Genomic DNA, 23,609 nt, shown 5'->3' on the forward strand with positions numbered 1-23,609 from the left:
GCTCGCACCGCACGAAAGATTCAGGCGGCCTGGACGGTCGGCTCGAAGCTCATGTTGAAGCTCGCGCCGCCGCCCTCCGCATTCGACACCCATACGCGCCCGTGGTGCAGCTTGACGATCTCGCGCACGAGATGAAGGCCGAGCCCTATGCCCTGGCTGCGGCCGTTCGCGCGCTGGAACGGCTCGAAAATCCGCTCGCGGTCCTCAGGCGCGATACCCGGACCTTCATCGCTGACGGAGATTTGCGCCGGACGCTCTACAGCAATTGTAATCGTGCCGCTCCGGCCGCCATGCTGGATGGCATTCTGAACCAGATTGGCAATTGCCCGCTCCAGCGCCGTCTCATCGCCGAGAATGCGCTCCGGCATCGAGCGGAGTTCGAAATTCGCCTGATATCCGGCCGCAATGATGAGCGGCGCAAGTTCCGCCGCCTGCCGGCGCGCAACCGTCGCAAGGTCGATGGAGCAATCCGGCACCGGCTCCTGGTTGAGGCGCTGCAGGTCGAGCAGCTGCTGGGCCAGCGTCGAAAGGCGGGCGACATCTTCCAGCAGCCGGTTGGTCGCCTCCGTCGGCGGCATGGTTTCCAACCGGTTTTGCAGGATGGCAATCGGCGTGCGCAGCTCATGGGCGGCGGCCAGCATGAAGCGCCGCTGTTTGTTGTGATCGTCGTCGAGACGCTGCAGCGTCTCGTTCATGGCGATCACCAGCGGCGCCACTTCTTCCGGCACGTTTTCGAGCGGCAGGCGGTAGCCGCGCGTCGTCCCGTCGATTCCTTGCGCCGCCTGCGCCACCTCGTTCAATCCGCGATGGATGCCGCGCGCCACGAAGGGCGTGACGGCAAGCGTGATCAGGCCCGTGAGCAGAATGACCGGCAGCACGATACCGGAAGCGATCGCCATGAAGACGACGAGAAGCTTTCCGGCGGAAAGGCTGCCCTGGCGCCCGACGATGACAAGAAGGTCGCCGTGATCGGTCTTCACTTTCTGCAGGCGTGCAGCGATCGTCGCCGGGTTGTCCTCATCCCCGTTGAAGCGCGCCTCGGCGATATCCGTGCCCGAGGCCGCAATGGCGAGATATTGCGCCGGCACATTGCCCTCGGTCAGCACGTGCCCCTGCTCGTCACGCACCAGGAACCAGAAATCCGCCGCCTTGTCGCGCTGGTGGTCCAGATGATCGTTGCTGGTGATGCGCATGGAGCCGTCCGGGTTCCAGGCGAGCGATTCCGTTACCGCGTCGATCGCATGTTCGTCAGGCGCAAAAATCCCGCTCATGCCCGAGATCCAGAAGACGAAGGCAAAGGCGATCGCAATCAGCACCAGGGTCGCGGCCTGCAGCGCCACCAGCCGGCGGATCAGACGCCATTTCAGCGAGTAGAATTTCATCTTCTTCATGGCCGGGCCTGCCGGATCAGATAGCCCACGCCACGGATCGTATGGATCTCGACCCCAGCAGCCGCCGCGTCGAGCTTGCGGCGCACGCGCGAAACATGCGCATCGAGCGCATTGGACTGGATCTCGTCATCCATGCCGTAGACCGCCTCTTCGAGGCTCGAGCGCTCCACCGTGCGGCCGGCGCGGCGCATCAGCGCCTCCAGCACCAGCAGTTCGCGGCGCGGCAGTTCGAGCGCCGCGTCGCCGACCCGGGCCTCGCGGTTGCGCAGGTCGAAATGCAGCCGGCCGAGGCACAGGCTTTCGATCTCGATATTGCCCGGTCGGCGCAGGATGGCCCTGAGCCGCGCCATCAGCTCCTCGACGGCAAAGGGCTTTGCGAGATAGTCGTCAGCGCCGAGATCGAGACCTTCGATCCTGTCCTTCAGATCGCCGCGCGCCGTCAGCATGATGACCGGAACGGCAGCCTGAATGCGGCGCGCTTCGGCGATGAGTTCGAGCCCGTCGCCATCGGGAAGGCTGCGGTCGAGCAGCAGCGCGTCGTAGCTGTTCAGCCGCACGGCTTCCTCGGCGGCCTCGATCGTCGAAACGTGGTCCGTGATGATATTGTTGTTGCGGAGCGCCGCCGTCAGGACAGCGGCCATTTCCGGTTCATCTTCCGCCAGCAAGACGCGCATTCGACCGTCCAACTTCAAAAACCGCTCTCTGCACAGGCAAGATTGCGTCAGCATGACGCGAAAGGCCAGAGGCTTGCAGCGTCAATCGCCGCAAGACAGGCCGATTGCCTCGGTCCGCGCTTCAAGCGCACGGATAACGGCCGCCATGTCCTCATGCCCGAAACCCAGACCTTCGGTTTCGGCATAGAGCCCATGGCAGACATCGAGCAGCGGCGAGGCAATGCCCGCCCGTCGCGCCGCTTCGGCAACCAGCCGGTTGTTCTTCAGTACGTCGGAGATTGCCGCCTGCACGGAGAAATTCCGCTCCAGCAGCTTGCCGCTCTTGATCCGCGAAATGCCGCTCGCCATCTGGCCGGCATCGACGACGGCCTTGAAAAGCGCCATGTCCAGCCCGTGCCTGCCGGCAAAATGGGCCGCTTCCACCAAGCCTGTCACCGAGGCGATGAGAAAGATGTTGACGGCAAGCTTCATCAACAGCGCGTTCGGCACCGCGCCGCAGACGACCGCCTCGCGGCACATGGGTCTCAGCAGCGGGCGAACCTCCTCGACAACACCGGCTTCCCCGGCAAGCATGGCCACAAGCTGGCCCTCCTCCGCCGGCCGACGCGACCCGGAAACCGGCGCCTCGACATAGCGGCCGCCGGCCGAGCGGATCTCTTCTTCGAGACCTTTCGAATATTCCGGCGCGGTCGTTCCCATGTGGATGATGACATGCCCGGCGATACGCGCGCCAAAGTCAGGCGCGCCACGCCCGAGAACCGTATCGATGACAGCCTCTGTCGCAAGCATCAGGATCACGGTTCCGGCTTTGTGGAACACCGCATCGACATCGGCGGCCACTTCGGCGCCGGCCGCCCGCAACGCCTCGGCACTTTCCGGTGAACGGTTCCAGACGATGAGATCCGTGCCTGCCCGCACGAGATTGAGCGCCATCGGCGTGCCCATCACGCCGAGGCCGATGAAGCCTGTTTTCATTGCTGCCGCCTCTTTGGATAGCCAGGGGCGGCAAATCTACGAGCAAGAGCGGCAACTGTCTTGAAGGTTAGTGCGCAGGTGCGGGCCGCCCGGAAATCTCCAGCGCCGCCTCGCGGATCGTCTGAATGAGGATCGACAGCGGCACCGAGGGGATGGAATCCGTGCGCACCGTCAGCCCGACGGGTCCCTTCGTCTCGGTGGTATCGACCGGCAGGGCAGCAAGCACGCCGTCTGCGATATCGCGCGCGACAACGCCGTTGGAAATGATCCAGACCGCGTCGCTGTCGCGCACGAAAGCGCGGCCGAACGCATCGGAGACGGTTTCGATCTGGCTCGGCAGGCTGGCCACGCCATTGGCGATCAGAAAATTCTCGACCACCGGCCGGATGATCGAACCGCGGGTCGGCATCAACAGCGTATAGCGGCCAAGCTCGGCAAAGAGCGATTTGCCGGCAGTCAACAGCGGATGGCCGGCGCGCACGGCGAAGACGACCTGCTCGGAATAGAGATGCTCGAAGGAAAAGCCGGCCATTCTCTCCGCCCCGGCCAGACGCCCGACGACGAGATCGAGATCGCCGATGCGAAGCTGCTCAAGAAGCACGGCGTTGTCGCCGGTGACGATCTTCACCCGGCTCCATGTGTTTTCCTTCAAGAACAGGTCCATCGCGCGCGGCATGATGCGGGTCGAGACTGTCGGCAGTGCGCCGACGCGGATTGGCGGAGCATCACCGAACTGCTCCTGCGAGACGGAATCGAGCCCCTGCCGCAACGCCGTCAGCGCAGCGCCGGCGTGACGCAGGAAAACCTCGCCATATCGCGTAATCCGTATGCCGCGCCCGTCGCGCTCGAAAACGCCGACCCCGAGCGCCTGTTCCAGTTCGCGGATCGTCTTCGTCACCGCCGGCTGGCTGACATGCAGCAGTTCGGCCGCCTTCATGACGCTTTTCTGCCGCGCCACCTCGACAAAGGTCTGCAGATGGCGAAACTTGATGCGGCTGTCGATCATCGCTTTCATAACTCATGGGTTATCAGAAAGCCGAAAAATATCATTTTACTTAACCGGATCAACTCACCAAATTGGGAGCGGAGGAGATTTAAAGTGCAGTTTGCCAGTATCAACGACGTAACGATCCACTACCAGCTGATCGGCGCGCCCGCTGACAGGCCGGTCATTGTCTTTGCCAATTCGCTCGGCACGGACTTCCGGATCTGGCGCGATGTGATCGTGCGTCTTGCCGGCGACTTTGCCATCATTCTCTACGATATGCGCGGTCATGGCCTGTCCGATGTCGGCCAGGTGCCCTATTCCATCGCGGACCATGCGACCGATCTGGCCGGGCTGCTCGATCTGCTATCCGTCAAGGACGCCGTCATTTGCGGTCTTTCCGTCGGCGGTCTGATTGCCCAAGCGCTTTATCGGCACCGCCCGGACCTGGTGAAGGCGCTCATCCTTTGCGACACTGCGCACAAGATCGGCACGGCCGAAAGCTGGAATAACCGTATCACCGCCGTCGAAAAGGATGGCATTGCCAGCATTGTCGACATGGTGATGGAGCGCTGGTTCACGCCGGCCTTCCGCCGGCCGGAAAACATCGCCTATGCCGGCTATTGCAACATGCTGATCCGCCAGCCGGTGGAAGGCTATGTCGCGACCTGTGCTGCGATCCGCGATGCCGATTTCACCGAAGCCGCAGGCCGGATCAAGGTACCGACCATCTGCGTCGTCGGTGATCAGGACGGTTCTACGCCGCCGGATCTGGTGCTTTCGACAGCAAAGCTGATCCCTGGCGCCCGCTACGAAGTGATCAAGGATTGCGCCCATATTCCGCCGGTCGAGCAGCCGGAAGCGCTGAGCGCAATCATTCGCGCCTTCCTCTCATCCATCGGAGAAAAGAGCCCATGAGCGACACCGCGTCCGAACGCTATCACCAGGGCATGGCGACCCGCCGCTCGGTGCTCGGCGATGCCCATGTCGACCGCGCGCAGGCGGCCTCGACCGAATTCGACAGGCCGTTCCAGGAGCTGATCACCGAAGCCGCCTGGGGCCATGTCTGGTCGCGGCCGGAACTGACGAAACGCGAGCGCTCGATGATTACCATCGCGCTGCTTGCGGCACTCGGCCAGGATGACGAAGTGGCGATGCATGTGCGCGCCACAGTGAATACCGGCGCCTCCCGGGAGGATATTCGCGAGGCGCTGCTGCATGTGGCGATCTATGCCGGCGTGCCGGCCGCCAATCACGCGATCAAGATCGCAAAGCAGGTTTTCGAGCAGATGGACGCCGGCAAGGCGGCCTGAGGGGGAGAGAATGTCGGATTTACCGAACCGCAAGCCAGAAACCGGGGCCTTCTTCGCCCGTGACCGCGCCTGGCATCCGCCGGCCTATGCGCCGGGCTACAAGACCTCGCTCCTGCGTTCGCCGCAGCGCGCGCTCCTGTCGCTCGACGGCACGATCTCCGAAATCACCGGCCCCGTCTTCGGCCATTCGATGATCGGCGAGATGGACAACGACCTCATCCACAATTTCGCCCGCCCCGGCGAAAGCGCCATCGGCGAGCGCATCATCGTGCACGGCCGGGTGCTCGACGAGCGCGGCCGGCCGCAATCCGGCGTTCTCGTGGAATTCTGGCAGGCCAATGCCGGCGGGCGCTATCGCCACAAGAAGGAAACCTATCTCGCCGCCATCGACCCGAATTTCGGCGGTTGCGGCCGGTTTGTCACCGACGAGGAAGGCCGGTACTTTTTCCGTACCGTGCGGCCCGGCGCCTATCCCTGGCCGAACGGCGTCAACGACTGGCGCCCTGCCCATATCCATTTCTCGATCTTCGGCCATGGTTTCTCGCAGCGCCTGATCACCCAGATGTATTTCGAGGGCGATCCGATGATCTGGAAATGTCCGATCGTCGGCACGATTCCCGACAAGGCCGCGATCGAGCAGCTCATCGCGCCGCTCGACTGGGGCAACACGATCCCGATGGACAGCCGCGCCTACAAGTTCGATATCGTGTTGCGCGGCCGCCGCTCGACCATGTTCGAAAACAAGCTGGAGGGGAACTGACATGCAGGAACTCGGCTATCTCAAGGAAACCCCGTCCCAGACCGCCGGCCCCTATGTGCATATCGGCCTGACGCCGAATTTCTGCGACATTACAGGCGTCTACGACAGCGACCTCGGCACGCAGATGCTCAACGACAAGACGCTTGGCGAGCGCATCACCGTCAGCGGCCGTATTTTCGATGGCGCCGGCGCCCTCGTTCGCGATGCCGTGATCGAGATCTGGCAGGCCGACAGCGCCGGTCTCTACAACAGCCCCTCGGAAATGCGCGGCACCGCCGACCCGAATTTCACCGGCTGGGGCCGCTGCCCCACCCGCGCCGAGGACGGCGTCTACAGTTTCGAGACCATCAAACCCGGCAAGGTGTCCTTCAAGGACGGCCGCAAGATGGCGCCGCACATCACCTTCTGGATCGTCGCCCGCGGCATCAATATCGGCCTGCATACGCGCATGTATTTTCCGGAGGAACAGGAGGCCAATGCGGCGGATCCGATCCTCTCCCGCATCGAGCACCGCGAGCGCGTGGCAACGCTGATTGCTGCCCGCGACGGCGCGAAACTGAATTTCGACATTTATCTGCAGGGACCGAAGGAGACCGTGTTCCTGGACATTTGAGCCATATCTACCGGCCACTTGCCCGCAATCTGCCGGGCAGGTAGCGTCGATCTCGCCCTGCCTTTCCGGCTGGAGATGATTTAGGCAGGTGGATGGCCAGCGATGAACCGAGATGCCAGATGACGACGTCCCCTTTCGACCATCCCTTCCTTTCCGGCCTGCTTGGCGACACTGAAATCGCCGCCTATTTCTCGGCCGAAGCCGATATCCGGGCCATGCTCTCCTTCGAGGCAGCCCTCGCCCGTGCCGAGGCAACGCACGGCGTCATTCCAGCCGAGGCCGCACGGACGATCGGCGATATCTGCGCAAACTTTGCCGCCGACGTGGACAGCCTGAAGGCGGCGACGGCAAAAGACGGCGTCGTCATTCCCGGCCTGGTCAGGCAGATCAGGCAAGCCGTCGGCAGCGAGGCCGGCGAACACGTCCATTTCGGCGCGACCAGCCAGGACGCGATCGATACCAGCCTGATGCTGCGGCTGAAGTCCGTCACCTTCCTCTTCGGCGGGCGCTTGCATTCCATCGTCACCGGGCTTGCCGGCCTCGAGAGGCAATTCGGCGCCAACCGACTGATGGGCTACACCCGCATGCAGGCCGCCATCCCCATTTCCGCCGCCGACCGTATCGCCGCCTGGCGGATCCCGCTCGAAACCTATCGTGACCGGCTGACGGAACAGACATTCCCGATCCAATTGGGCGGTGCTGCCGGCACGCTCGAAAAACTCGGCCCCGCGGCGGCGTCGGTGCGCGCCTCGCTGGCGCAGGAGCTCGGCCTGACGGAGGAACCGCAATGGCAGAGCCGGCGCATGCATATTGCCGACCTTGCCAACCTCTACTCGCTGATCACCGGCAGCCTCGGCAAATTCGGGCAGGATATAGCGCTGCTGGCGGAGGCCGGCGGCGAAATCGAGCTTGCGGGCGGCGGCGCTTCCTCCGCCATGGCTCACAAGCAGAATCCGGTCGCGGCCGAAACGCTGGTGGCGCTGGCCCGCTTCAACGCCACGCAGCTTTCAGCCATCCACCATTCGCTCGTCCATGAACAGGAGCGCTCGGGTGCGGCCTGGACGCTCGAGTGGCTTGTCCTGCCGCAGATGGTGATGGCGACCGCTGCCTCGCTGCGGTTGGCGAGGGAACTTGCCGGCAATATCAGACGGCTGGGAACAGGCTGATCGCCTTTGCACTCCAGCGGCAAAACCGGCTATGCAGAGCCGTTGATTTTCAGGAGTGCTCCCGTGACCTTTCCGCTCTTCGATCTTTCCGGCCGCCGCGCGCTGGTGACAGGCTCCAGCCAGGGTATCGGCTATGCGCTGGCGCTCGGCCTTGCCGAGCATGGCGCCTCGGTCATCGTCAATGGCCGCAATGCCCAGAAGGCGGAGGCCGCGGCCGAGACCATCCGCGAGCAGAAACATCATGCGGTCAGCGCCGCCTTCGATGTGACGGACGCCCAGGCCAGCCGCGCCGCCATTACCTATATCGAAGCGGAGATCGGCCCGATCGATATCCTGATCAACAATGCCGGCATGCAGTTCCGCACGCCGCTGGAGGAATTCCCGGTCGAGAAGTGGGACGAGCTTTTCCGCACCAATGTGTTCAGCATCTTCTATGTCAGCCAGCCGGTGGCGCAGGCGATGATTGCCCGCGGCCGCGGCAAGATCATCAACATCGCCTCGGTGCAGGCCGAGCTCGCACGGCCGAACATTGCGCCCTATACGGCAACCAAAGGCGCCGTGCGCAACCTCACCCGCGGCATGGCGACCGACTGGGCCAAGCATGGCTTGCAGGTCAACGCCATCGCACCGGGCTATTTCAAGACACCGCTCAATCAGGCGCTGGTCGATGATCCGAAATTTTCCAGCTGGCTCGAAACGCGCACACCGGCCGGCCGCTGGGGCAACGTGGAAGAACTGGTGGGGGCGGCCGTCTTCCTGGCGTCGAATGCTTCGTCCTTCGTCAATGGCCATATGCTGATGGTTGACGGCGGGATCACGGCGTCGCTCTGAGGCTAATCGCCTCCTCCGTCACCACCGCCATCGCCTCCATCATCGCAGTCAAAACTCAACTTGAGGCCGGCTTCAGCTCGGCCACGAACGAAACGCCCTGGAAATCGCAGGCGTGTCCCCAGCGGGGGTTCCAAGGCAGGAATACGGCAGTACGACGATCAGGATAGAAACAACCGAGAGGCCTATGAGGATCTCCGTGACTGGAGCCAAGTTTGCTCCGAAGGTTGCCTGAGGAAATCATCCCAGCAATATCGGCGGGAAACAAGAACCATTCAATTTGGAGCATGCCTCAATCCGCGACCATATTGCCCCGCCGCATAAGCCCCATCAGGATGAGCGGCAGCAGCGTCGTGATGCAGATGGCAATAAAGGCCATCGCCATGCCGAGGCCGATCGAACCCTGCTCGAACTGGCGCCAGATGAACGTGGCGATCGTCTGCATGCCGACAGGCGCCACGACGACGGACGCGACCAGTTCGCGCGAGGCGAGCGCGAAGACCAGCAGCATGGAAGAGGCGAGGCTCGGAAAGACGAGTGGCAGCAGGATGCGGCGGAATGCCGTCACGCCACTGGCCCCGCAAACGCGGGCTGCCGCCTCCAGGTTGTCGCCGATCTGCTGGAAGGCTGCCGTCGTGTAGCGCACCGGCTGCGGCAGCAGGATGCAGCAATAGGCCAGCAGCAGGATGAAAGCGGTGTTGTAGGGCGTGAACGGCAGGCCCGGCATGTTCCAGGCAAGGATGAGGCCGACGGCAACGACGATGCCCGGCAGGGCATTCGGCAGGATGGTCATCACATCGATTGCCGTGCGGCCGGACATCCTGGTCTTCACCACCGTATAGGCGGCGGTCACGCCGATCAGGCCCGTTATCAGCGCCGTGCCGATGCCGAGCGAGAAACTGTTGATCAGCGCGGTCACCGCACCGGCACTGTTGCCGAAGACCGCCGTGAAATTGTCCAGGCTGACATTGTCGAAGGCGAGACCGCCGGATATCGTGCGGGCCAGTGCCGTTGCAAGGATCGCGAGCAGCGGCACGCCCGTCGCAAGAAACGCGACGACGGCAAAAGCGATCATGACAGGCACTTTCAGCGCGCCGAGCGGCCGTTTATCCTTGGCCGTCGGCTTGCCGCCCACCGTCTGGTAGGAGCGGCGGGCGAGAATCCAGCGTTGCAGGAGGAAGGTGACGAGCGACATGGCGACCAGCACCAGCGACAGGATGGCAGCTCCCGGCAGATCGATCGGCCAGTCGGTGACGCGCAGGTCGATGCCCGTCACCAGAACCTGAAAACCAGCGCGTCGGCCGAGCGCTGCCGGTGTGCCGTATTCTTCGATCGCAGCGGCAAAGACCAGCATCAGGCTCGCCGTCAGGCCGGGTGCCGAGAGCGGCAGCGTGATGCGCCAGAAGGCGCGCGCCGGCGAGGCGCCGAAGACGCGGCCGACATCGGCGTAGCGTGCGCCGACGGCCTCGACCGTGCGCGATACGGCGAAATAGACGACCGGGAACGTGTTGAAGGCCATGACCAGCGTCATGCCGAAGATCGAAAACAGGAAGGGCGCGAGATTGAAGCCCGCAAGCTGCTGCAGATAGCCGCGCGGCTGCAGCGTCATGATCCAGCCGAGTGTCGCGATATAGGGCGGGATCATGAAGGGCACGAGCAGAAGCACGTCCCAGAGGGGCGCAAACGGAATCCTGTAGAGGGCGCGGAATACGCCGAGCGGTACGGCGACCAGCGCCGAGGCGAGCACGACGCAGCAGCCAAGCAGGATCGTATTGCCGCCCATGCGGATCAGGGAACTGTCGGCAAGCGTTGCATAGAGCGAGGAGAAAGGGCTCGCAAACGAGCCCTGTCCGAGTTCGGGGAAAATGCCTTGCAGCACCACCGCGATGAAGGGAACGGCAACCACGAGAGCGAGGCCCGCTGTTGCCAGCCAGGCGGCCGGAGCCGTGCCGCCGATGCCGTTTCCTCTCATCAATCCGGACCTTACTTGGCGCCGTAGAGATCGGCGAAGGTCTTCAGCGTTTCCTTGCGCTTGCCGTAGACAGCGGCCGTGTCGTACTTCAGGAGCGTCAGGTCGCCGATCAGCGGACGGGAAGCGGCAACGTCGGTGCGCGACGGCATCAGCATTTCGCCGGCAACGAGTGCCTGACCTTCGTCAGACAGCATGTAGTCGATGAACTTCTTGGCGTCGTCCTGGTTCTTGGACCAGTTCATGATCATGGCCGGGCGCGGCGCGATGACCGTGCCGGACTTCGGGAACACGACTTCGATATTCTCGCCCTTCTTCTGGGCAGCAAGAGCGATGTAATCGACAGCGCCGAAGACGACAGCCTTCGCACCCTGCAGAACCGGGTTCAGCGCGTCGGCATTTGCACCGGCGATGATGGCGCCGTTGGCCTGCAAAGCCTTGAACAGCTTCCAGTCGTCCTGGCCGGCGAGAGCGGCGGTCAGTTCGAAGGAGGAGCCGGACTGTGCCGGGTCCGGAATGTTGACGAGGTCCTTGTATTCCGGCTTCGTCAGGTCGGCCCATTCAGCCGGCTTCGGCGTGCCGCTCTTGGTGTTCCAGACGATGCCGAGCGCCGAGATGCCCTGCGCAACGGCGCCTTCGGACTTCAGGAAATCCGGAACCTTGGCAGCGTTCGGGCTTGCATAGTTGACGAGCCAGCCGCGCTTGGCGAAGTCGTTTGCCGTATCCCAGGAAGCGGAGATGACAACGTCGACAACCGGGTTGGCGGCTTCGGCTTCGATACGGGCCATGACCTTACCGGTCGTCGCTTGGAATACGTTGACCTTGACACCGGTCTGCTTGGTGAAGCCGGCCGACAGCTTGTCGATCAGGCTCTGCGGGCCAGCGGTGTAAACAGTGACGTCGGCATGGGCGACACCGGCCATCAGGGCAGCGGCGACAACGCCAAAAGTGATACTCTTCAACGACTTAAACATGTTCCACTTTCTCCTCTATGGATTGGGGTATTTCCTGCTGAAACCAACGGATCTGCGCTGTGTCGATCACAAGGCCGATCGCCTCGCCGGCGCGCAGCTTGGCGCGGCTCAGAACCTGCAACTCCAGGCCCGGCAAGCCCGCGAGCGAAACGCTTGCCAGATGGCCGTCGCCGCGAAACTGCGAGCGCAGCACAGTCGCGGCAAGGCGGCCGGCAGAGACCTCGCCGGCCGCAATAGAGGCGACCGGGATCAGCACGCGGGCGCTGTTGCCCGCAACACCTTCGGCATCGCCGAGCACGATATCGCTGCCCTTGAAGTGCCAGACGTGCCCGCGCCGCTCGATATCGGCAAGGCAGCCAAGCCGCAGGAAATCGGCAACCTCGGGGCTCGCCGGCCGCTCGATCAGATCGTCGGGCGAGGCAAGCTGTTCGATCCGGCCGGAGCGCATGACAGCGACCTCGTCGGCCAGCGTCAGCGCCTCGCTATGGTCGTGCGTCACATAGATCGCCGTCAGGCCGAGCGTGGAGATGAGTTCGGCAAGCTCGCCCACCATGTTTTCGCGCAACTCGCGGTCAAGGTTCGAAAGCGGTTCGTCGAAAAGGATAAGCTGCGGCTCGGCGACGATGGCGCGCGCAATCGCCACGCGCTGCTGCTGGCCTCCGGAAAGATCGCTCGGCCGCCGGTCGGCATAGGCGGACAGGCCGACGCGCTCCAGCGCCCGCATCGTCCGGGTCTGGCGCTCGGCCCTGCCGACGTTGCGCATTTCCAGCGGAAAGGAAACATTGCCGCCGACAGTCAGATGCGGCCAGAGCGCGTAATCCTGAAAGACCATGCCAAGCCCGCGCCGCTCCGGCGGAACGAAAACGCCGGTCGCGCCATCGGCAACCATGGTACCGGCAATCGAAACGGACCCTCTGGTCGGCGCAAGCAGACCCGCCACCAGCCTCAAGAGCGTGGTCTTGCCGCATCCAGATGGGCCGAGCAGCGCCAGCGTCTTGCCTTTTTCCAGAGAAAAATCAATGCCTTTAAGGATCTGCGTCGATCCGTAACTCAATTCCAGACCTGCCGCTGCAACGGCGGAAGACGATCGAACTGAGGGGGTGTTCATGGGCAGACCAAATGTCGCTTAAAGAAAGTATGGCGACATTTAGGCATCCCGGATGACAGCTTTGCGACAGTTTTGCTTCAGTTTTATGACAATACCCTTGACGGAAGCGAGCCGCGGCTTTTCCCCGAGCCGGCGGCCGACATGCCAGCCGTTAGGGCCATAAAATCAGGGGGTTTGCATTTTCGGTCGCGCGCAACCATTTAAGATGAACGAACCCGCGGATGTGTCGCGACCTCGCATATGCCGGAACGTTTACCGAAAACGAACCATACCGGCTTGCATTCTGAGCCAAAAGCCGATTGCTTAGGAAAATCTACTTCTTCTTCGGCTAGCCGTTGGAAGAGTGCGAGGGGATATAGGCAAACCCGTGGAATTCTGCAGCTTCGGATCGGGATCGATGGTGACTACGATGATGAAGCGGGAAAGCTGGTTTGAAGGAAAATGAGCAACGATCTGTTTCAGGTAAAATTTTGGGGCGTCCGGGGAAGCATCCCCGTATCAGGCCCGGAATTCGACCGATATGGAGGCAACACCTCCTGCATAGAAATTCGCTGCGGCGAGCACCGGATGATCTTCGACGCGGGCTCGGGACTGCGCGAGGCCGGGCTTTCGCTTCTTGCGGACGAGGTCCGCGATGTCGACCTCTTCTTCAGTCACTGCCATTACGACCACATCATCGGCCTGCCCTTCTTCAAGGCGATCTACTATCCCTCGATCAACGTCAACATCTGGTCCGGTCATCTTGACGGCAAGATGAGCACGCGCGAGATGGTGGAGCAGTTCATCAGCCCGCCGTGGTTCCCGGTAAAGACCGATATCTGCCAGGCGACGATGAACTTCCGCGATTTCCACGCCGGCCAGACGCTGACCCCGCACAAGGGCGTCGAGATGCAGACCTATATGCTGAACCATCCGGGCGGCGCGATCGGCTATCGCATCCACTGGAAGGGCCGTATCGTGGCACTGATCTACGACATCGAGCACGTTCCGGGCACGCATGACCCGGTGGCGCTCGAGATGATGAAGGATGCCGATCTCGTCGTCTACGATTGCACCTATAACGAAGACGAGATGCAGCGATTCAAGGGCTTTGGCCATTCCACGTGGCAGCACGGCACGGAACTGGCGAAAATGGCAGGCGCCAAGCGCTTTGCCCTGTTCCATCATGCGCCCTCGCGCACCGACGAACAGCTTGCCGTGATGGAAAGCGAGGCGCAGGCCGCCTTTGCCGGCGCCTTTGCCGCCCGCGACAATCAGGTGATCGACATCTGATCCTGCACCAGCGACGCTGCTGAGACCCATTCCACTGCGGGATGGCCTGCCGTCGCCTCGAAGAGTTCGGCAAGGAAATCCCAGGCGGCCGCGTCATGCACCAGATGGTGCCCGAGCACGCCGATCGGCTCGCTGCGGCCCTCGAACCTGTCCTGCAGCTCCGCGACCAGTTCGCCGATCAGCTCAGCCATCGGCCGCCCGCCGCGCGTGCCGTGCCAGTCCATCAGGTCGACATGGGTGTTGACGATAGCGAGCGGGCCTTTTCCCTTGACCCGGCCGTAGGTGGAAAGCGATTGGAAGCCGAGTGCCGGAAGCTTGGGAACGAGGCCCTTGTCGATCCGGTTCCAGGGTGGGACCAGCATGGTCAGAAAGCGTGTCGGGTAGAGATCCTTCAGCTTCAGGAAGCCTTCAAAAAGCTCGCCGAGAACGGTTTCTTCCAGACGTGGTCCGCCCAGTTCCTGCTTCTTCTCATCGGGTCCGGCATGATTGTGATGCGCCCAGCCGTGGACAGCCACGCTGACATGCGCTTCCTCCGCAAGCCGCTGCGCGAGCGGCGTGCCTGTAAAGGCCGGAATGACGGCAAGAGTGATGGGGATATGATAGTTTTTCGTCTCGGCAATCAGCCGCTCAACCGCCGCCGTCGGCTCGATTGCATCGTCGTCCCGCAACCAGAGCCGCGCTACGCGGCCAGCGTCTCGCCAGCGCTCCAGCTCCCGATGCAACGGCTCGCGAATGGTGCTATCGATCATATGTTGCCCCTGCATGATTGCGTAGGATCAAATCCAGTTCTCTCGCCGCGCCGGCAAGCGAGCGCTCGTTGATGACAAAGCTTCGGGCGGCGAATGACATGGCCTCACGACGCGCCCCATCGTCCAGCAGCCCGGCAATGGCGCGCGCGTAAGCTCCCACATCGCCATCAGCCGTCAACAGCCCGGTGATGTCGGCCTCAACCACGGCGGCCACGCCGGCGGTCCTCTGCGCCACGACAGGAAGCCCCGCCGCCTGCGCTTCGAGATAGGCCAGTCCGTAGGCTTCGCCGCAGCCCGGCCAGACATAGATGCCGCCCCTTGATAGCAGGCTGGCTATGTCCTCCGGCTCCCTCTGGCCGAGCCAGTCGATACGACCGGACGCAAAGCCTGCAAACAGCGCCTCCACCTCGCTCCTCAGCGGACCGCCGCCGACGATGCCGAGCGTCCACGGCCGATCCTCGATGACGCGGAGCGCCGCAGAGAGCATCCTGTAGCTCTCCATCTTGTCGCCGGCCCGCATCATCGCCACGGTCATCAATCGTTGCGGATCGGGATCAGGCTTTACCGGCTCGAAGAGCGCCGTGTCGATAAAAGGTTTCAATCCTGCGATACGCGCTTCGGGAAAGGCGTCTTCCAGCCCTCGGCGATCGCGGTCCGTGAAGGCGATATTGATGGCCGCCCGACGGATCGCCTCGCCCACCGGTGTCTGAAAGTCCGTCCAGCCCGTCGCATCGCGCTTGCGCGAATAGGATGCTTCCGCCGTGACATAGGGAATGGCGAATTCGGCTGCGATCCCCGGCCCGAGGAGATCAGGGGATTTGTAATAGGGGTGATAGCAGAACCAGAGCTCCGGTTTCGGCTCCTGCTGCCACTTGCGTCTCAGCCTTTCGCGTTCCTCTTCGGCCTTCACCCGCAGTTCGGCTGCCGCTTCCGGCGTACCGGCATAGATGCGCAGTTCGGATACGACTTCGACCGAGTGGCCCGCCATTTCCAGCGCCCGCACCAATAGCTGCGCCATCAGCCGGTCGCCCGAAGGCACCGGATGGTTCGGCGATTTCATCGGCGCGTAGAAAGCGATCCGCATCGCGACACTCCGCCTGTGACAGTGTGTTTACAATCGGCGCTCGCGCCGCAAGCGAAAATTTCCGCTATTGTCACTATCCTTGAACGATACAGACAGGCATACCGAAGCGATCGTGATTAGACGAGACGATAATTCCGCCCTTTTTCGTCTTCTCTAGTGCATTTGCGATTTGAGCTTCAAGAACAGGAATTGATGACGACGGTCTGGGCCACAGGGATTTTTTCGGAGCGCGCAATCAGGAAGGCCAGGCTCGGCTCCGGCCTTGTGATGTTTGTCTTCATCATCCTGCACATGTCGAACCATGCGCTGGGGCTCGTTTCACTGACGGCGGCCGACGATGCGCGCCGGCTGTTTCTGGCGATCTGGCGCAATCCGCTCGGCACCGTGGTCTTCTACGGCTCGGTCCTGGTCCACATGTCCCTGGTACTGCGCGGGCTCTATATGCGTCGCAGCCTCGTCATGCCCAGGAACGAGATGGCACAGATCGTTCTTGGGCTTCTCATTCCGCTGCTGCTTATCGACCATGTCGTCGGCACGCGCATCGTCCATGCGCTCTACAGCTATACCGACAATTACGAGACGATCGTTCGCACGCTCTGGATCAATTCGCCCGACAACGGCGTGCGCCAGACGTTCGCGCTGCTTGCCGTCTGGATCCACGGCTGTATCGGCATCCATTTCTGGCTGCGCTATCGGCCCTGGTACGACAATTCCGCATCGCTGCTTCTGGCGATCGCCATCCTGCTGCCGGTGCTGGCGCTGCTCGGTTTCGTCGAAATGGGCCGCACCCTGTCCGATCCCTCCTATATCGAGGCAGAATCCGGGCACTACGAGGAAACGATCAATACGCTTTATTACAATAATCCTGATGCGCGCGCGCAAATCGCGACGATTCGCGCCGGGCTCTACGGCAGCTTCTCCGCAGCGCTTGCCCTCGTCATCCTCGCACGGGCGCGCCGGAAGCTGAAAGAGCGGACGAACCAGGTCGCGGTTCACTATCCCGGCGGCGAGACCGTGCGCGTTCCACGCGGCTTCACCGTGCTGGAGGCAAGCAGGCTTGGCGGTCTGCCGCATTATTCGGTCTGTGGCGGCAAGGGCCAGTGCTCCACCTGCCGTGTGCAGATCCTCGGCGACTACTGGACCCTGCCGCCGCCGGACAAGCTGGAGCAGACGACACTGAAACGCATCAACGCGGCACCTGACGTGCGCCTCGCCTGTCAGCTCCGCCCGGACAAGAACCTGACCGTCGCGCCGCTGCTCGTGCCGCAGACAGAGGCTGCCCTTCCCGCCAACAGCCAGGAAACCAGTCCCGGCCGCGAGCGCGAGATCGCAGTCCTCTTCTGCGACATGCGCCACTTCACAACGCTGACCGAGACCCGCCTGCCCTTCGACGTTGTCTTCCTGCTCAACCGTTATTTCGGGATCGTCGGCAAGGCGGTGGAACAGGCAGGAGGACGGCTCGACAAATTTATCGGCGACGGCGCCATGGCACTCTTCGGCCTCAACAGCACGCCCGAGGAAGCCTGCCGGCAGGCGGTGGCGGCCGCAACCACAATTGTTGCCGAAATTGAAAAGCTCGCCGCCGAACTTGCCGGCGAACTGCCCTTGCCGCTGGAGATCGTTATCGGCATCCACACCGGCCCGGCCGTCGTCGGCACGATGGGCTATGGGCGCGTGCGCAGCCTGACGGCCGTCGGCGATACGGTCAATGTGGCAAGCCGTCTGGAAACGGCAGCCAAGGAACTCAACGCCGCCATCGTCATTTCCGAGCCGGTCGCGAGGCACGCGGGCATCAATGCGGAGACGGTCGAAAGCTGCGAAATCAACGTGCGCGGCCGCGCGCTCCCCTTGAAAGTCTACGTGGTCCCGAGAGAGAAAGCGGCCGAACCGCTCAAGGAAAGACAATGATGCCCGGCCAAGCATGGCTTACTGCCAAATATTGGAAGCGCCGTCTGCGCAAGGCGCGCAATGCGCTGGCCACACGCTTCTTCGATACCCGCTTCGGCCGCCGGCTGCTGATCGAGAATATCGGGCCGCGCGTGACCTCCATGACGGTCGATGCCGGCGATCACCTGATGAGTTTTTCGCCCGCCGACTATATCGGCCGCAAGGTTTTCCGGAAGGGCCATTTCGAACGCGGAGCCGTCGACCGGCTGCTCGTGATCCTGCGCCAGCACGGCCTGCTGAAGAAGGACGGCACGCTTCTGGAGATCGGTGCCAACATCGGCACCCAGACGGTCTATTTTGCGCTGGCCCGCGCCTTTGCCGGAATCGTCAGCATCGAACCGGACCCGCGCAATTTCCGCCTTCTGGAACAGAATATCCGCCAGAACAGCCTCACCGACACGGTCCGCCTCGTCAACTGTGCCGCGGGCGAAGCCGAAGGCGAGATCGACTTCTTCCTCAACCGCGCCAATCACGGCAAGAGCAGCGCCATCCGCCAGAGCGCCAGCGACGAGAAGATCAGCGTACCGGTGCGGTCGGTGACGGGCATTCTCGACGGTCTCGGCATTGACGAAGCGGAGATCGGTCTCGTCTGGATGGATATCGAGGGTTACGAGCCTGTCGCCTGCCGTTCGATGCTGCCGCTGCTTGCCCGCCGCGCGCCGCTTTACATGGAATTCACGCCGCTCTTTTACGGCCCGGAGGGGACGCGGGATTTCGTCGCGTGGCTCGCCGGCTTCTACGAGGACTGCCTCGTCTTCTTCGAGGATCATGAGCAGGAGATGAAGGTGCGCGACCTGCCCGGCGGCCTCGACCAGTACGACGTGCTGTTCCTGCCGTAGGGCTTATTTCCGCCGGTAGAGGAAATACCGCCCTTCCTTGATTCCATCGGGCAGCGGCAGCGGCAAAAGGTCGGGGTGATCCAGCGGCAGGCCGCTGACGGCGATACCGTCATGAACCAGCACGCCAGCCATCAGTTGCGGCAGCCAGGTCAGCGTCACGGCATCGATCTCGTCATGGCCGGTGCCGATATCGGCATGGGCAAGCGCGGCGTCGATCCCGAGAAAGGCCTGGCCGGTATCGCGGATATTGCCCGTCACCATATTTTCGGCCGGCGGCGTGGAGGTGGAATAGGAGCGGATTTCCCAATCGAAGGCGATAATGCGGCGGTCGGGAAAATGCTCGCGCAGATGGTCGTAGGTGCGGCCGTTGCCAAGGCCGAATTCGAGCACTGGCCCTTCCACCTCTTCCACCAGACCAACGATGGCATTGAGAATATCGCGTTGAGCCGTCAATCGGCGAATGAAGCTGTCGAGGCGGCTCATCTTGTCCTGTCCGTCATAAAATATGTCAGCGGTGCTACCATATTGATGCCGTGCAAGTCGATTGCCGGAAACGCAAATTGCCGTTGCAGCGACAATAAGGGTCTGTGATAAACTCGGCGCATGAACGAGATGTCCGACGACGCATTCTTTGCCAACGTGCCTGTTTTCAGTGACTTCGAAGGCGTGACCGACGAAAGCAATTATCAGCCGCTGCCCGAAGGGTGGGTGCTGGCAATGGCCGATATCGTCGGCTCCACGAAAGCGATATCCGGCGGCCGCTACAAGGACGTCAACATGGCCGGCGCCAGCGTTATCTCCGCAGTGCTGAACGCCGTCGGCAAGGGTGACTACCCTTTTGTCTTTGCCGGCGACGGCGCGCTGATTGCCTTGCCCGCTTCGCTGGAGAAAGAAGCGCGCGAGGCGCTGGCGGCGACACAGGTGTGGGTGAAGGAGGATCTGGATCTCGATCTGCGCATCGCCATCGTGCCGATCGCCGATATCCGCGCGGAAGGTCTCGATGTGCGTGTCGCCCGCTACTCGGCCAGCCCCTATGTCACCTATGCGATGTTCTCGGGCGGCGGCACGAGCTGGGCCGAAAAGAACATGAAGATGGGCCGTTACGGCGTCGAAAGGGCTGCACCGGGCACCCGGCCGAACCTTGCCGGCCTCTCATGTCGCTGGAGCCCGATCGAGGCCCGCAACGGCGAGATCGTTTCGATCATCGCCGTGCCCGGCGAGGGCGGCCCCGGGCCGGAATTTCAGGCCCTCGTCACCGGCATCGTTTCCATCACCGCCGAACAGAACCGCAGCGGGCATCCCGTGCCGGAAGAGGGGCCGGAACTCGCCTTCTCGATGAAGGGCATCAATCGCGAGGTGAACGCCACCGCACCCGAGGGCAAGCGCCTGCGCCAGAGGCTCTTCATTCTCCTGCAGATCGGCCTGACCGTTCTTCTGCACAAATTCGGCATCACCTTCGCCCATTTCAACGCGCGCCGTTACAGGAAGGACGTTTCGGGCAATTCGGATTTCCGCAAGTTCGACGACGGCCTGAAGATGACCATCGACGTCGACGCCACCCACCTTGCCCGTATCGAGACGCTGTTGAAAGAGGCGCAGGAAAGGGGCGTGGCCCGCTATGGCCTGCACCGCCAGTCATCGGCACTGATGACCTGCTTCGTGCCGACGCCGCTGTCGCGCGACCACATGCACTTCATCGACGGTGCCGCCGGCGGTTATGCCGTTGCCGCCAGCCAGATCACCGGCAAGCAGCTTTCCGGCATTTTGGTTACGCCTTGATGAGGTGATCGGCCGAGAGGCCGAGCCGGCCGAACACGTTTCGGGTATCGACAATCAGCCTGGCGTTCTTCGAAAGAGCCGCATAGTCGATTATGTCGTGATCGGTCGCGATGAGGACCACGTCGTATCCCGCAACGGCTTCCGGCGTCAGATCGATGGATTTGCGGCCCTTCAGCGCCTGATATTCGCGGGTCGGCGGAATCTCGGCGACGAAGGGGTCGTGATAATCCGCCTTGCCGCCGCGTTCCTCGATGATCTCGATCAGGCGCAGCGACGGGCTTTCCCTGATATCGGCGACGTTCTTCTTGTAGGCGAGGCCAAGCACGAGGACGCGGGAGCGGCTGAGCGCCTTGCCCGCACGAATATCCAGCGCCTCGGCCAGCTTGCCGACGACATAGCGCGGCATCGCCGAATTGATCTCGCCGGCGAGTTCGATGAAACGGGTCGGCAGCTCGAATTCGCGCGACTTCCAGGTGAGGTAGAAGGGGTCGATCGGAATGCAGTGACCGCCAAGACCGGGACCGGGATAGAAGGGCATATAGCCGAACGGCTTGGTTTTGGCCGCGTCGATGACTTCCCAGACATCGATGCCCATTGCCGCATAGACGGTCTTCAGCTCGTTGACGAGAGCGATGTTGACCGAGCGGAAGATGTTTTCGGTGAGCTTGACGGCTTCCGCCGTCGCATTGGAGGAAACCGGAACGACGCTCGAGACGGCGGCACCGTAGAAGGATTTCATCAGCGACAGGGCTTGTGCGCCATCGCCCGCAACGACTTTCGGGATGGTGGCCGTGTGGTAATTCTGGTTGCCGGGATCCTCGCGCTCCGGCGAAAAACCGACGAAGAAATCGGAACCGGACTTAAGCCCGGTCTCTTCGAGAATGACCTTCACGATATCGTCGGTGGTGCCGGGATAGGTGGTCGATTCCAGCACGATCAGCTGGCCCGCGCGCAGATGGGCGGCAATCGACCGCGACGTCGCCTCCACGAAGGAAAGATCGGGATCGCGATGTTTCGTAAGCGGCGTCGGGACGCAGATGACGATCACGTCGCAATCCGAGAGGCCGGCGAAATCGGTCGTCGAGACAAAGCGCCCGGCATCAATCTCGGCCGTCAGCGCCTCGTTTGTCACCGCGTCGATGTAGGAGCGGCGGGCATCCAGCGCGACGATCTTCTTCGGATCGATGTCGAAGCCGGTCACGGCAAAGCCGCTGCGGGCGACCGCCATCGCCAGCGGCAGGCCGACATAACCGAGACCGATGATGCCGGCGCGCGCCGCGCGCGTCTCAATCTTCTTGGAAAGTGTCTCGAAAGTGGAAGAGCGTGCGTCCAAGGCCATGCCTCTTGCGAAAAGTGAATCCGAAGGCTGATCTAATGCATGATCCCGCCAAATTAAACCCGGCCTGCAACCGACACCTAACTGCGCCATGCGCCGGCTTCATCGGCCGGGTGTGGCCCGAATGACCCGGGGTCGGCCATCCCGGCAACCGGGACGCACAAAAAAAATCGCAATCCCATTGTTTCGCACTTTCAGCGTGCCTATTTTGGCAAATGATAATGAACCACTTTGCAAAGATTGCTCGCCCGTTTCCAGGAGGTCGGAAGCCGGCGGGTGTCAAAGCCGGTTGTCGGCAATCGTTGACACGATAATACCGCTCGTACATCCTGATTTTTTTTGTGATCTGCTCACCGTGAACGGGCAGGTCATGGTCGTTTTTGCATTTCGGGATGGACGTGCGACATGAGGATAATACCAAGAATGAGCACGATCGAATCCAGCGTATCCTCCATTTTGTTGGACCGTGTTGCTGAATGGCTGACGAATTCTTCGCTGGCCGGTGACGACCTTGAAAACATCGTGCGCGGTTTCTGCGAGCGGCTTGCGGCCGCCGGCCTGCCGCTCGCGCGCGTGCACCTGACCTTCTCGATGCTGCATCCGCTCTACGATGCGCTGAGCTTCACCTGGAAGCGCGCCAGCGGCGTGACCATCGAAGGCTTCCGCATGCCGGCCGGCCAGAAGCCGGACCGTTTCCTGCAAAGCCCCTATTTCCATCTTCTCGACAACAACCTGCAGCATATACGCCGCCGCATCATGCCTGACGGCCCGAGCGAGTTTCCGATCTTCGAGGATCTCAGGCAGGAAAGGATCACCGATTACCTCGCCTTCGTGCAGCCATTCGGCGACGGATCGGTGCAGGGCATGATGGGCTCCTGGTCGACCGACAGCTCCGCCGGTTTTTCCGACGACATGATCGATGCGCTGCTGCGCATGCAGAACCATCTGGCGGTGGCTGCCAAGATGGCGGTGCTTGCCAAGCTCGCCAACAATATGCTGACCACCTATCTCGGCGGCGACGCCGGCAAGCGCGTGCTGAACGGCCAGGTTCGCCGCGGCGACGGTGAAACGATCCGTGCCGCTCTCGTCATGGCCGACATGCGCGAATCCACCATGTATGCCGAGAAGGAAGGCCGGCAGGCCTATATCGATACGCTGAACCAGTTCTTCGACGCGATCGCCGCGCCCTTCAACCGCAACGGCGGCGAAATCCTGAGCTTCCTCGGTGACGGCTTCCTGGCCGTCTATCCCTGCGGCCGTCACAAGGACCCATCCAAGATCGCCTGCGAGGCAGCGCTTTCTGCCGTGCACCATGCGCAGGCGCGGGTTGCCGAATTGAACAAGGATCGCGAGGCGAAGGGCCTGCCGAAAATCGGCTACGGCATCGGCCTGCATGTCGGCAATGTCATGTTCGGCAATGTCGGCCTGAAGGACCGCCTTACCTTCTCCGCCTTCGGCTCCGCTGTAAACGAGGTGCAGCGCCTGCAGGTGCTGACGAAGAAATACGGCCGGGAGGTCGTCGCAAGCCAGGCCTTTGCCGGCTATTGCGGCGGCGAATGGATCACGCTCGGCGAGGAAAAACTGCGCGGCATCCGCCAGAAGGTCACAGTGCTTCAGCCGCGAGCGCCGACATCCGGCATCCACGTCGACGAAGGTTTCCGCGAATCCGTGCAGAACGGCCTTTCGGAAGCCGAACAGGTCATCATGCTTCACCGCGACAAGAAACAGGTAAAACGTACGCCGATCGAAAAATTCATTCAGTAATTACGCGCGAACATTGCAGCGGCGTTGGCCGCTGCACCGTATATGGCCACCCTCGCATCAGGCGCCTTGCAAAACAGGCGCCG

General features: G+C 62.4%; 22 protein-coding genes. 11 read left to right on the plus strand and 11 right to left on the minus strand.

Translation table 11 applies throughout. The annotated features are described in order from the left end of the window. Positions 1-20: 20 nt before the first annotated feature. The 4 genes from ACU8HS_RS23245 to pcaQ all read right to left on the minus strand — a co-directional run bounded on the left by ACU8HS_RS23245 (position 21) and on the right by pcaQ (position 4,046). Positions 21-1,391 carry a sensor histidine kinase gene (locus ACU8HS_RS23245; RefSeq protein WP_447016283.1) on the minus strand — a complete coding sequence of 457 codons (1,371 nt, stop codon included), beginning with the start codon at positions 1,389-1,391 and terminating at the stop codon, positions 21-23. Next, a complete protein-coding gene (locus ACU8HS_RS23250) occupies positions 1,388-2,065 on the minus strand; it encodes a response regulator transcription factor (RefSeq protein WP_447016284.1) in 678 nt (225 codons plus the stop codon). The genes ACU8HS_RS23245 and ACU8HS_RS23250 overlap by 4 nt, the downstream gene beginning before the upstream one ends. 81 nt (positions 2,066-2,146) lie before the next feature. After that, positions 2,147-3,040 carry an NAD(P)-dependent oxidoreductase gene (locus tag ACU8HS_RS23255; protein ID WP_447016285.1) on the minus strand — a complete coding sequence of 298 codons (894 nt, stop codon included), beginning with the start codon at positions 3,038-3,040 and terminating at the stop codon, positions 2,147-2,149. A 67-nt stretch (positions 3,041-3,107) separates the two neighbouring features. After that, positions 3,108-4,046: a pca operon transcription factor PcaQ gene (gene pcaQ / locus ACU8HS_RS23260; protein WP_447016488.1), complete on the minus strand. Its 939-nt coding sequence runs from the start codon at positions 4,044-4,046 to the stop codon at positions 3,108-3,110. A 93-nt stretch (positions 4,047-4,139) separates the two neighbouring features. Here pcaQ and pcaD point away from each other — a divergent pair, with 93 nt between their 5' ends. The 6 genes from pcaD to ACU8HS_RS23290 all read left to right on the plus strand — a co-directional run bounded on the left by pcaD (position 4,140) and on the right by ACU8HS_RS23290 (position 8,708). Next, positions 4,140-4,943 (plus strand): 3-oxoadipate enol-lactonase, encoded by an 804-nt coding sequence (gene pcaD / locus ACU8HS_RS23265; protein WP_447016286.1) that lies wholly within the window; start codon positions 4,140-4,142, stop codon positions 4,941-4,943. Beyond that, complete coding sequence (gene pcaC, locus ACU8HS_RS23270) at positions 4,940-5,338, plus strand: 4-carboxymuconolactone decarboxylase (RefSeq protein WP_112570479.1); 399 nt, start codon at positions 4,940-4,942, stop codon at positions 5,336-5,338. Before pcaD ends, pcaC begins: the two co-directional genes overlap by 4 nt. Positions 5,339-5,348: 10 nt before the next feature. After that, on the plus strand, positions 5,349-6,098 hold the full coding sequence (pcaH, locus tag ACU8HS_RS23275; RefSeq protein ID WP_112570481.1) for a protocatechuate 3,4-dioxygenase subunit beta: 750 nt from the start codon (positions 5,349-5,351) through the stop codon (positions 6,096-6,098). A gap of 1 nt (position 6,099) precedes the next feature. Then, positions 6,100-6,711 (plus strand): protocatechuate 3,4-dioxygenase subunit alpha, encoded by a 612-nt coding sequence (gene pcaG, locus ACU8HS_RS23280; RefSeq protein ID WP_447016287.1) that lies wholly within the window; start codon positions 6,100-6,102, stop codon positions 6,709-6,711. A gap of 119 nt (positions 6,712-6,830) precedes the next feature. Next, entirely contained in the window at positions 6,831-7,877 is a 1,047-nt protein-coding gene (locus ACU8HS_RS23285) for a 3-carboxy-cis,cis-muconate cycloisomerase (protein ID WP_113413329.1), read from the plus strand. Between the two features lie 63 nt (positions 7,878-7,940). Then, positions 7,941-8,708, plus strand: a complete 768-nt coding sequence (locus tag ACU8HS_RS23290) for an SDR family oxidoreductase (RefSeq protein ID WP_447016288.1) — start codon at positions 7,941-7,943, stop codon at positions 8,706-8,708. 289 nt (positions 8,709-8,997) lie between these two features. Here ACU8HS_RS23290 and ACU8HS_RS23295 read toward each other — a convergent pair whose 3' ends face one another. The 3 genes from ACU8HS_RS23295 to ACU8HS_RS23305 are packed head-to-tail and all read right to left on the minus strand — an operon-like array spanning position 8,998 to position 12,756. Continuing rightward, on the minus strand, positions 8,998-10,677 hold the full coding sequence (locus ACU8HS_RS23295) for an ABC transporter permease (protein WP_113413289.1): 1,680 nt from the start codon (positions 10,675-10,677) through the stop codon (positions 8,998-9,000). 11 nt (positions 10,678-10,688) lie between these two features. Then, positions 10,689-11,648: an ABC transporter substrate-binding protein gene (locus ACU8HS_RS23300; protein ID WP_113413290.1), complete on the minus strand. Its 960-nt coding sequence runs from the start codon at positions 11,646-11,648 to the stop codon at positions 10,689-10,691. Continuing rightward, entirely contained in the window at positions 11,641-12,756 is a 1,116-nt protein-coding gene (locus ACU8HS_RS23305) for an ABC transporter ATP-binding protein (protein ID WP_447016289.1), read from the minus strand. Before ACU8HS_RS23305 ends, ACU8HS_RS23300 begins: the two co-directional genes overlap by 8 nt. A gap of 441 nt (positions 12,757-13,197) precedes the next feature. On the opposite strand from ACU8HS_RS23305, the gene ACU8HS_RS23310 reads away from it, so the two are divergent. Continuing rightward, positions 13,198-14,028: an MBL fold metallo-hydrolase gene (locus tag ACU8HS_RS23310; protein WP_112570494.1), complete on the plus strand. Its 831-nt coding sequence runs from the start codon at positions 13,198-13,200 to the stop codon at positions 14,026-14,028. Here ACU8HS_RS23310 and ACU8HS_RS23315 read toward each other — a convergent pair. Together ACU8HS_RS23315 and ACU8HS_RS23320 are read right to left on the minus strand one after the other, a co-directional pair. Further along, positions 14,010-14,777, minus strand: a complete 768-nt coding sequence (locus tag ACU8HS_RS23315) for a polysaccharide deacetylase family protein (RefSeq protein WP_447016290.1) — start codon at positions 14,775-14,777, stop codon at positions 14,010-14,012. The genes ACU8HS_RS23310 and ACU8HS_RS23315 overlap by 19 nt on opposite strands. Continuing rightward, positions 14,767-15,861, minus strand: coding sequence for a glycosyltransferase family 4 protein (locus tag ACU8HS_RS23320; protein WP_447016291.1), 1,095 nt, complete (start codon positions 15,859-15,861; stop codon positions 14,767-14,769). The genes ACU8HS_RS23315 and ACU8HS_RS23320 overlap by 11 nt, the downstream gene beginning before the upstream one ends. Positions 15,862-16,053: 192 nt before the next feature. Here ACU8HS_RS23320 and ACU8HS_RS23325 point away from each other — a divergent pair, with 192 nt between their 5' ends. Then, positions 16,054-17,769, plus strand: a complete 1,716-nt coding sequence (locus ACU8HS_RS23325; protein WP_112703390.1) for an adenylate/guanylate cyclase domain-containing protein — start codon at positions 16,054-16,056, stop codon at positions 17,767-17,769. After that, a complete protein-coding gene (locus ACU8HS_RS23330) occupies positions 17,769-18,647 on the plus strand; it encodes an FkbM family methyltransferase (protein WP_447016489.1) in 879 nt (292 codons plus the stop codon). Before ACU8HS_RS23325 ends, ACU8HS_RS23330 begins: the two co-directional genes overlap by 1 nt. 3 nt (positions 18,648-18,650) lie before the next feature. Here ACU8HS_RS23330 and ACU8HS_RS23335 read toward each other — a convergent pair whose 3' ends face one another. Next, positions 18,651-19,130, minus strand: coding sequence for a class I SAM-dependent methyltransferase (locus tag ACU8HS_RS23335; protein WP_447016292.1), 480 nt, complete (start codon positions 19,128-19,130; stop codon positions 18,651-18,653). A gap of 120 nt (positions 19,131-19,250) precedes the next feature. On the opposite strand from ACU8HS_RS23335, the gene ACU8HS_RS23340 reads away from it, so the two are divergent. After that, positions 19,251-20,426 (plus strand): DUF3095 domain-containing protein, encoded by a 1,176-nt coding sequence (locus tag ACU8HS_RS23340; protein WP_112755200.1) that lies wholly within the window; start codon positions 19,251-19,253, stop codon positions 20,424-20,426. On the opposite strand, the gene ACU8HS_RS23345 is transcribed toward ACU8HS_RS23340, so the two are convergent. Then, entirely contained in the window at positions 20,416-21,759 is a 1,344-nt protein-coding gene (locus ACU8HS_RS23345; protein ID WP_447016293.1) for a nucleotide sugar dehydrogenase, read from the minus strand. The genes ACU8HS_RS23340 and ACU8HS_RS23345 overlap by 11 nt on opposite strands. A gap of 426 nt (positions 21,760-22,185) precedes the next feature. Here ACU8HS_RS23345 and ACU8HS_RS23350 point away from each other — a divergent pair, with 426 nt between their 5' ends. After that, positions 22,186-23,526 carry an adenylate/guanylate cyclase domain-containing protein gene (locus tag ACU8HS_RS23350; RefSeq protein ID WP_112570508.1) on the plus strand — a complete coding sequence of 447 codons (1,341 nt, stop codon included), beginning with the start codon at positions 22,186-22,188 and terminating at the stop codon, positions 23,524-23,526. Positions 23,527-23,609: the final 83 nt, after the last annotated feature.

This window comes from Rhizobium sp. KDH_Rht_773_N (genome assembly GCF_052946295.1).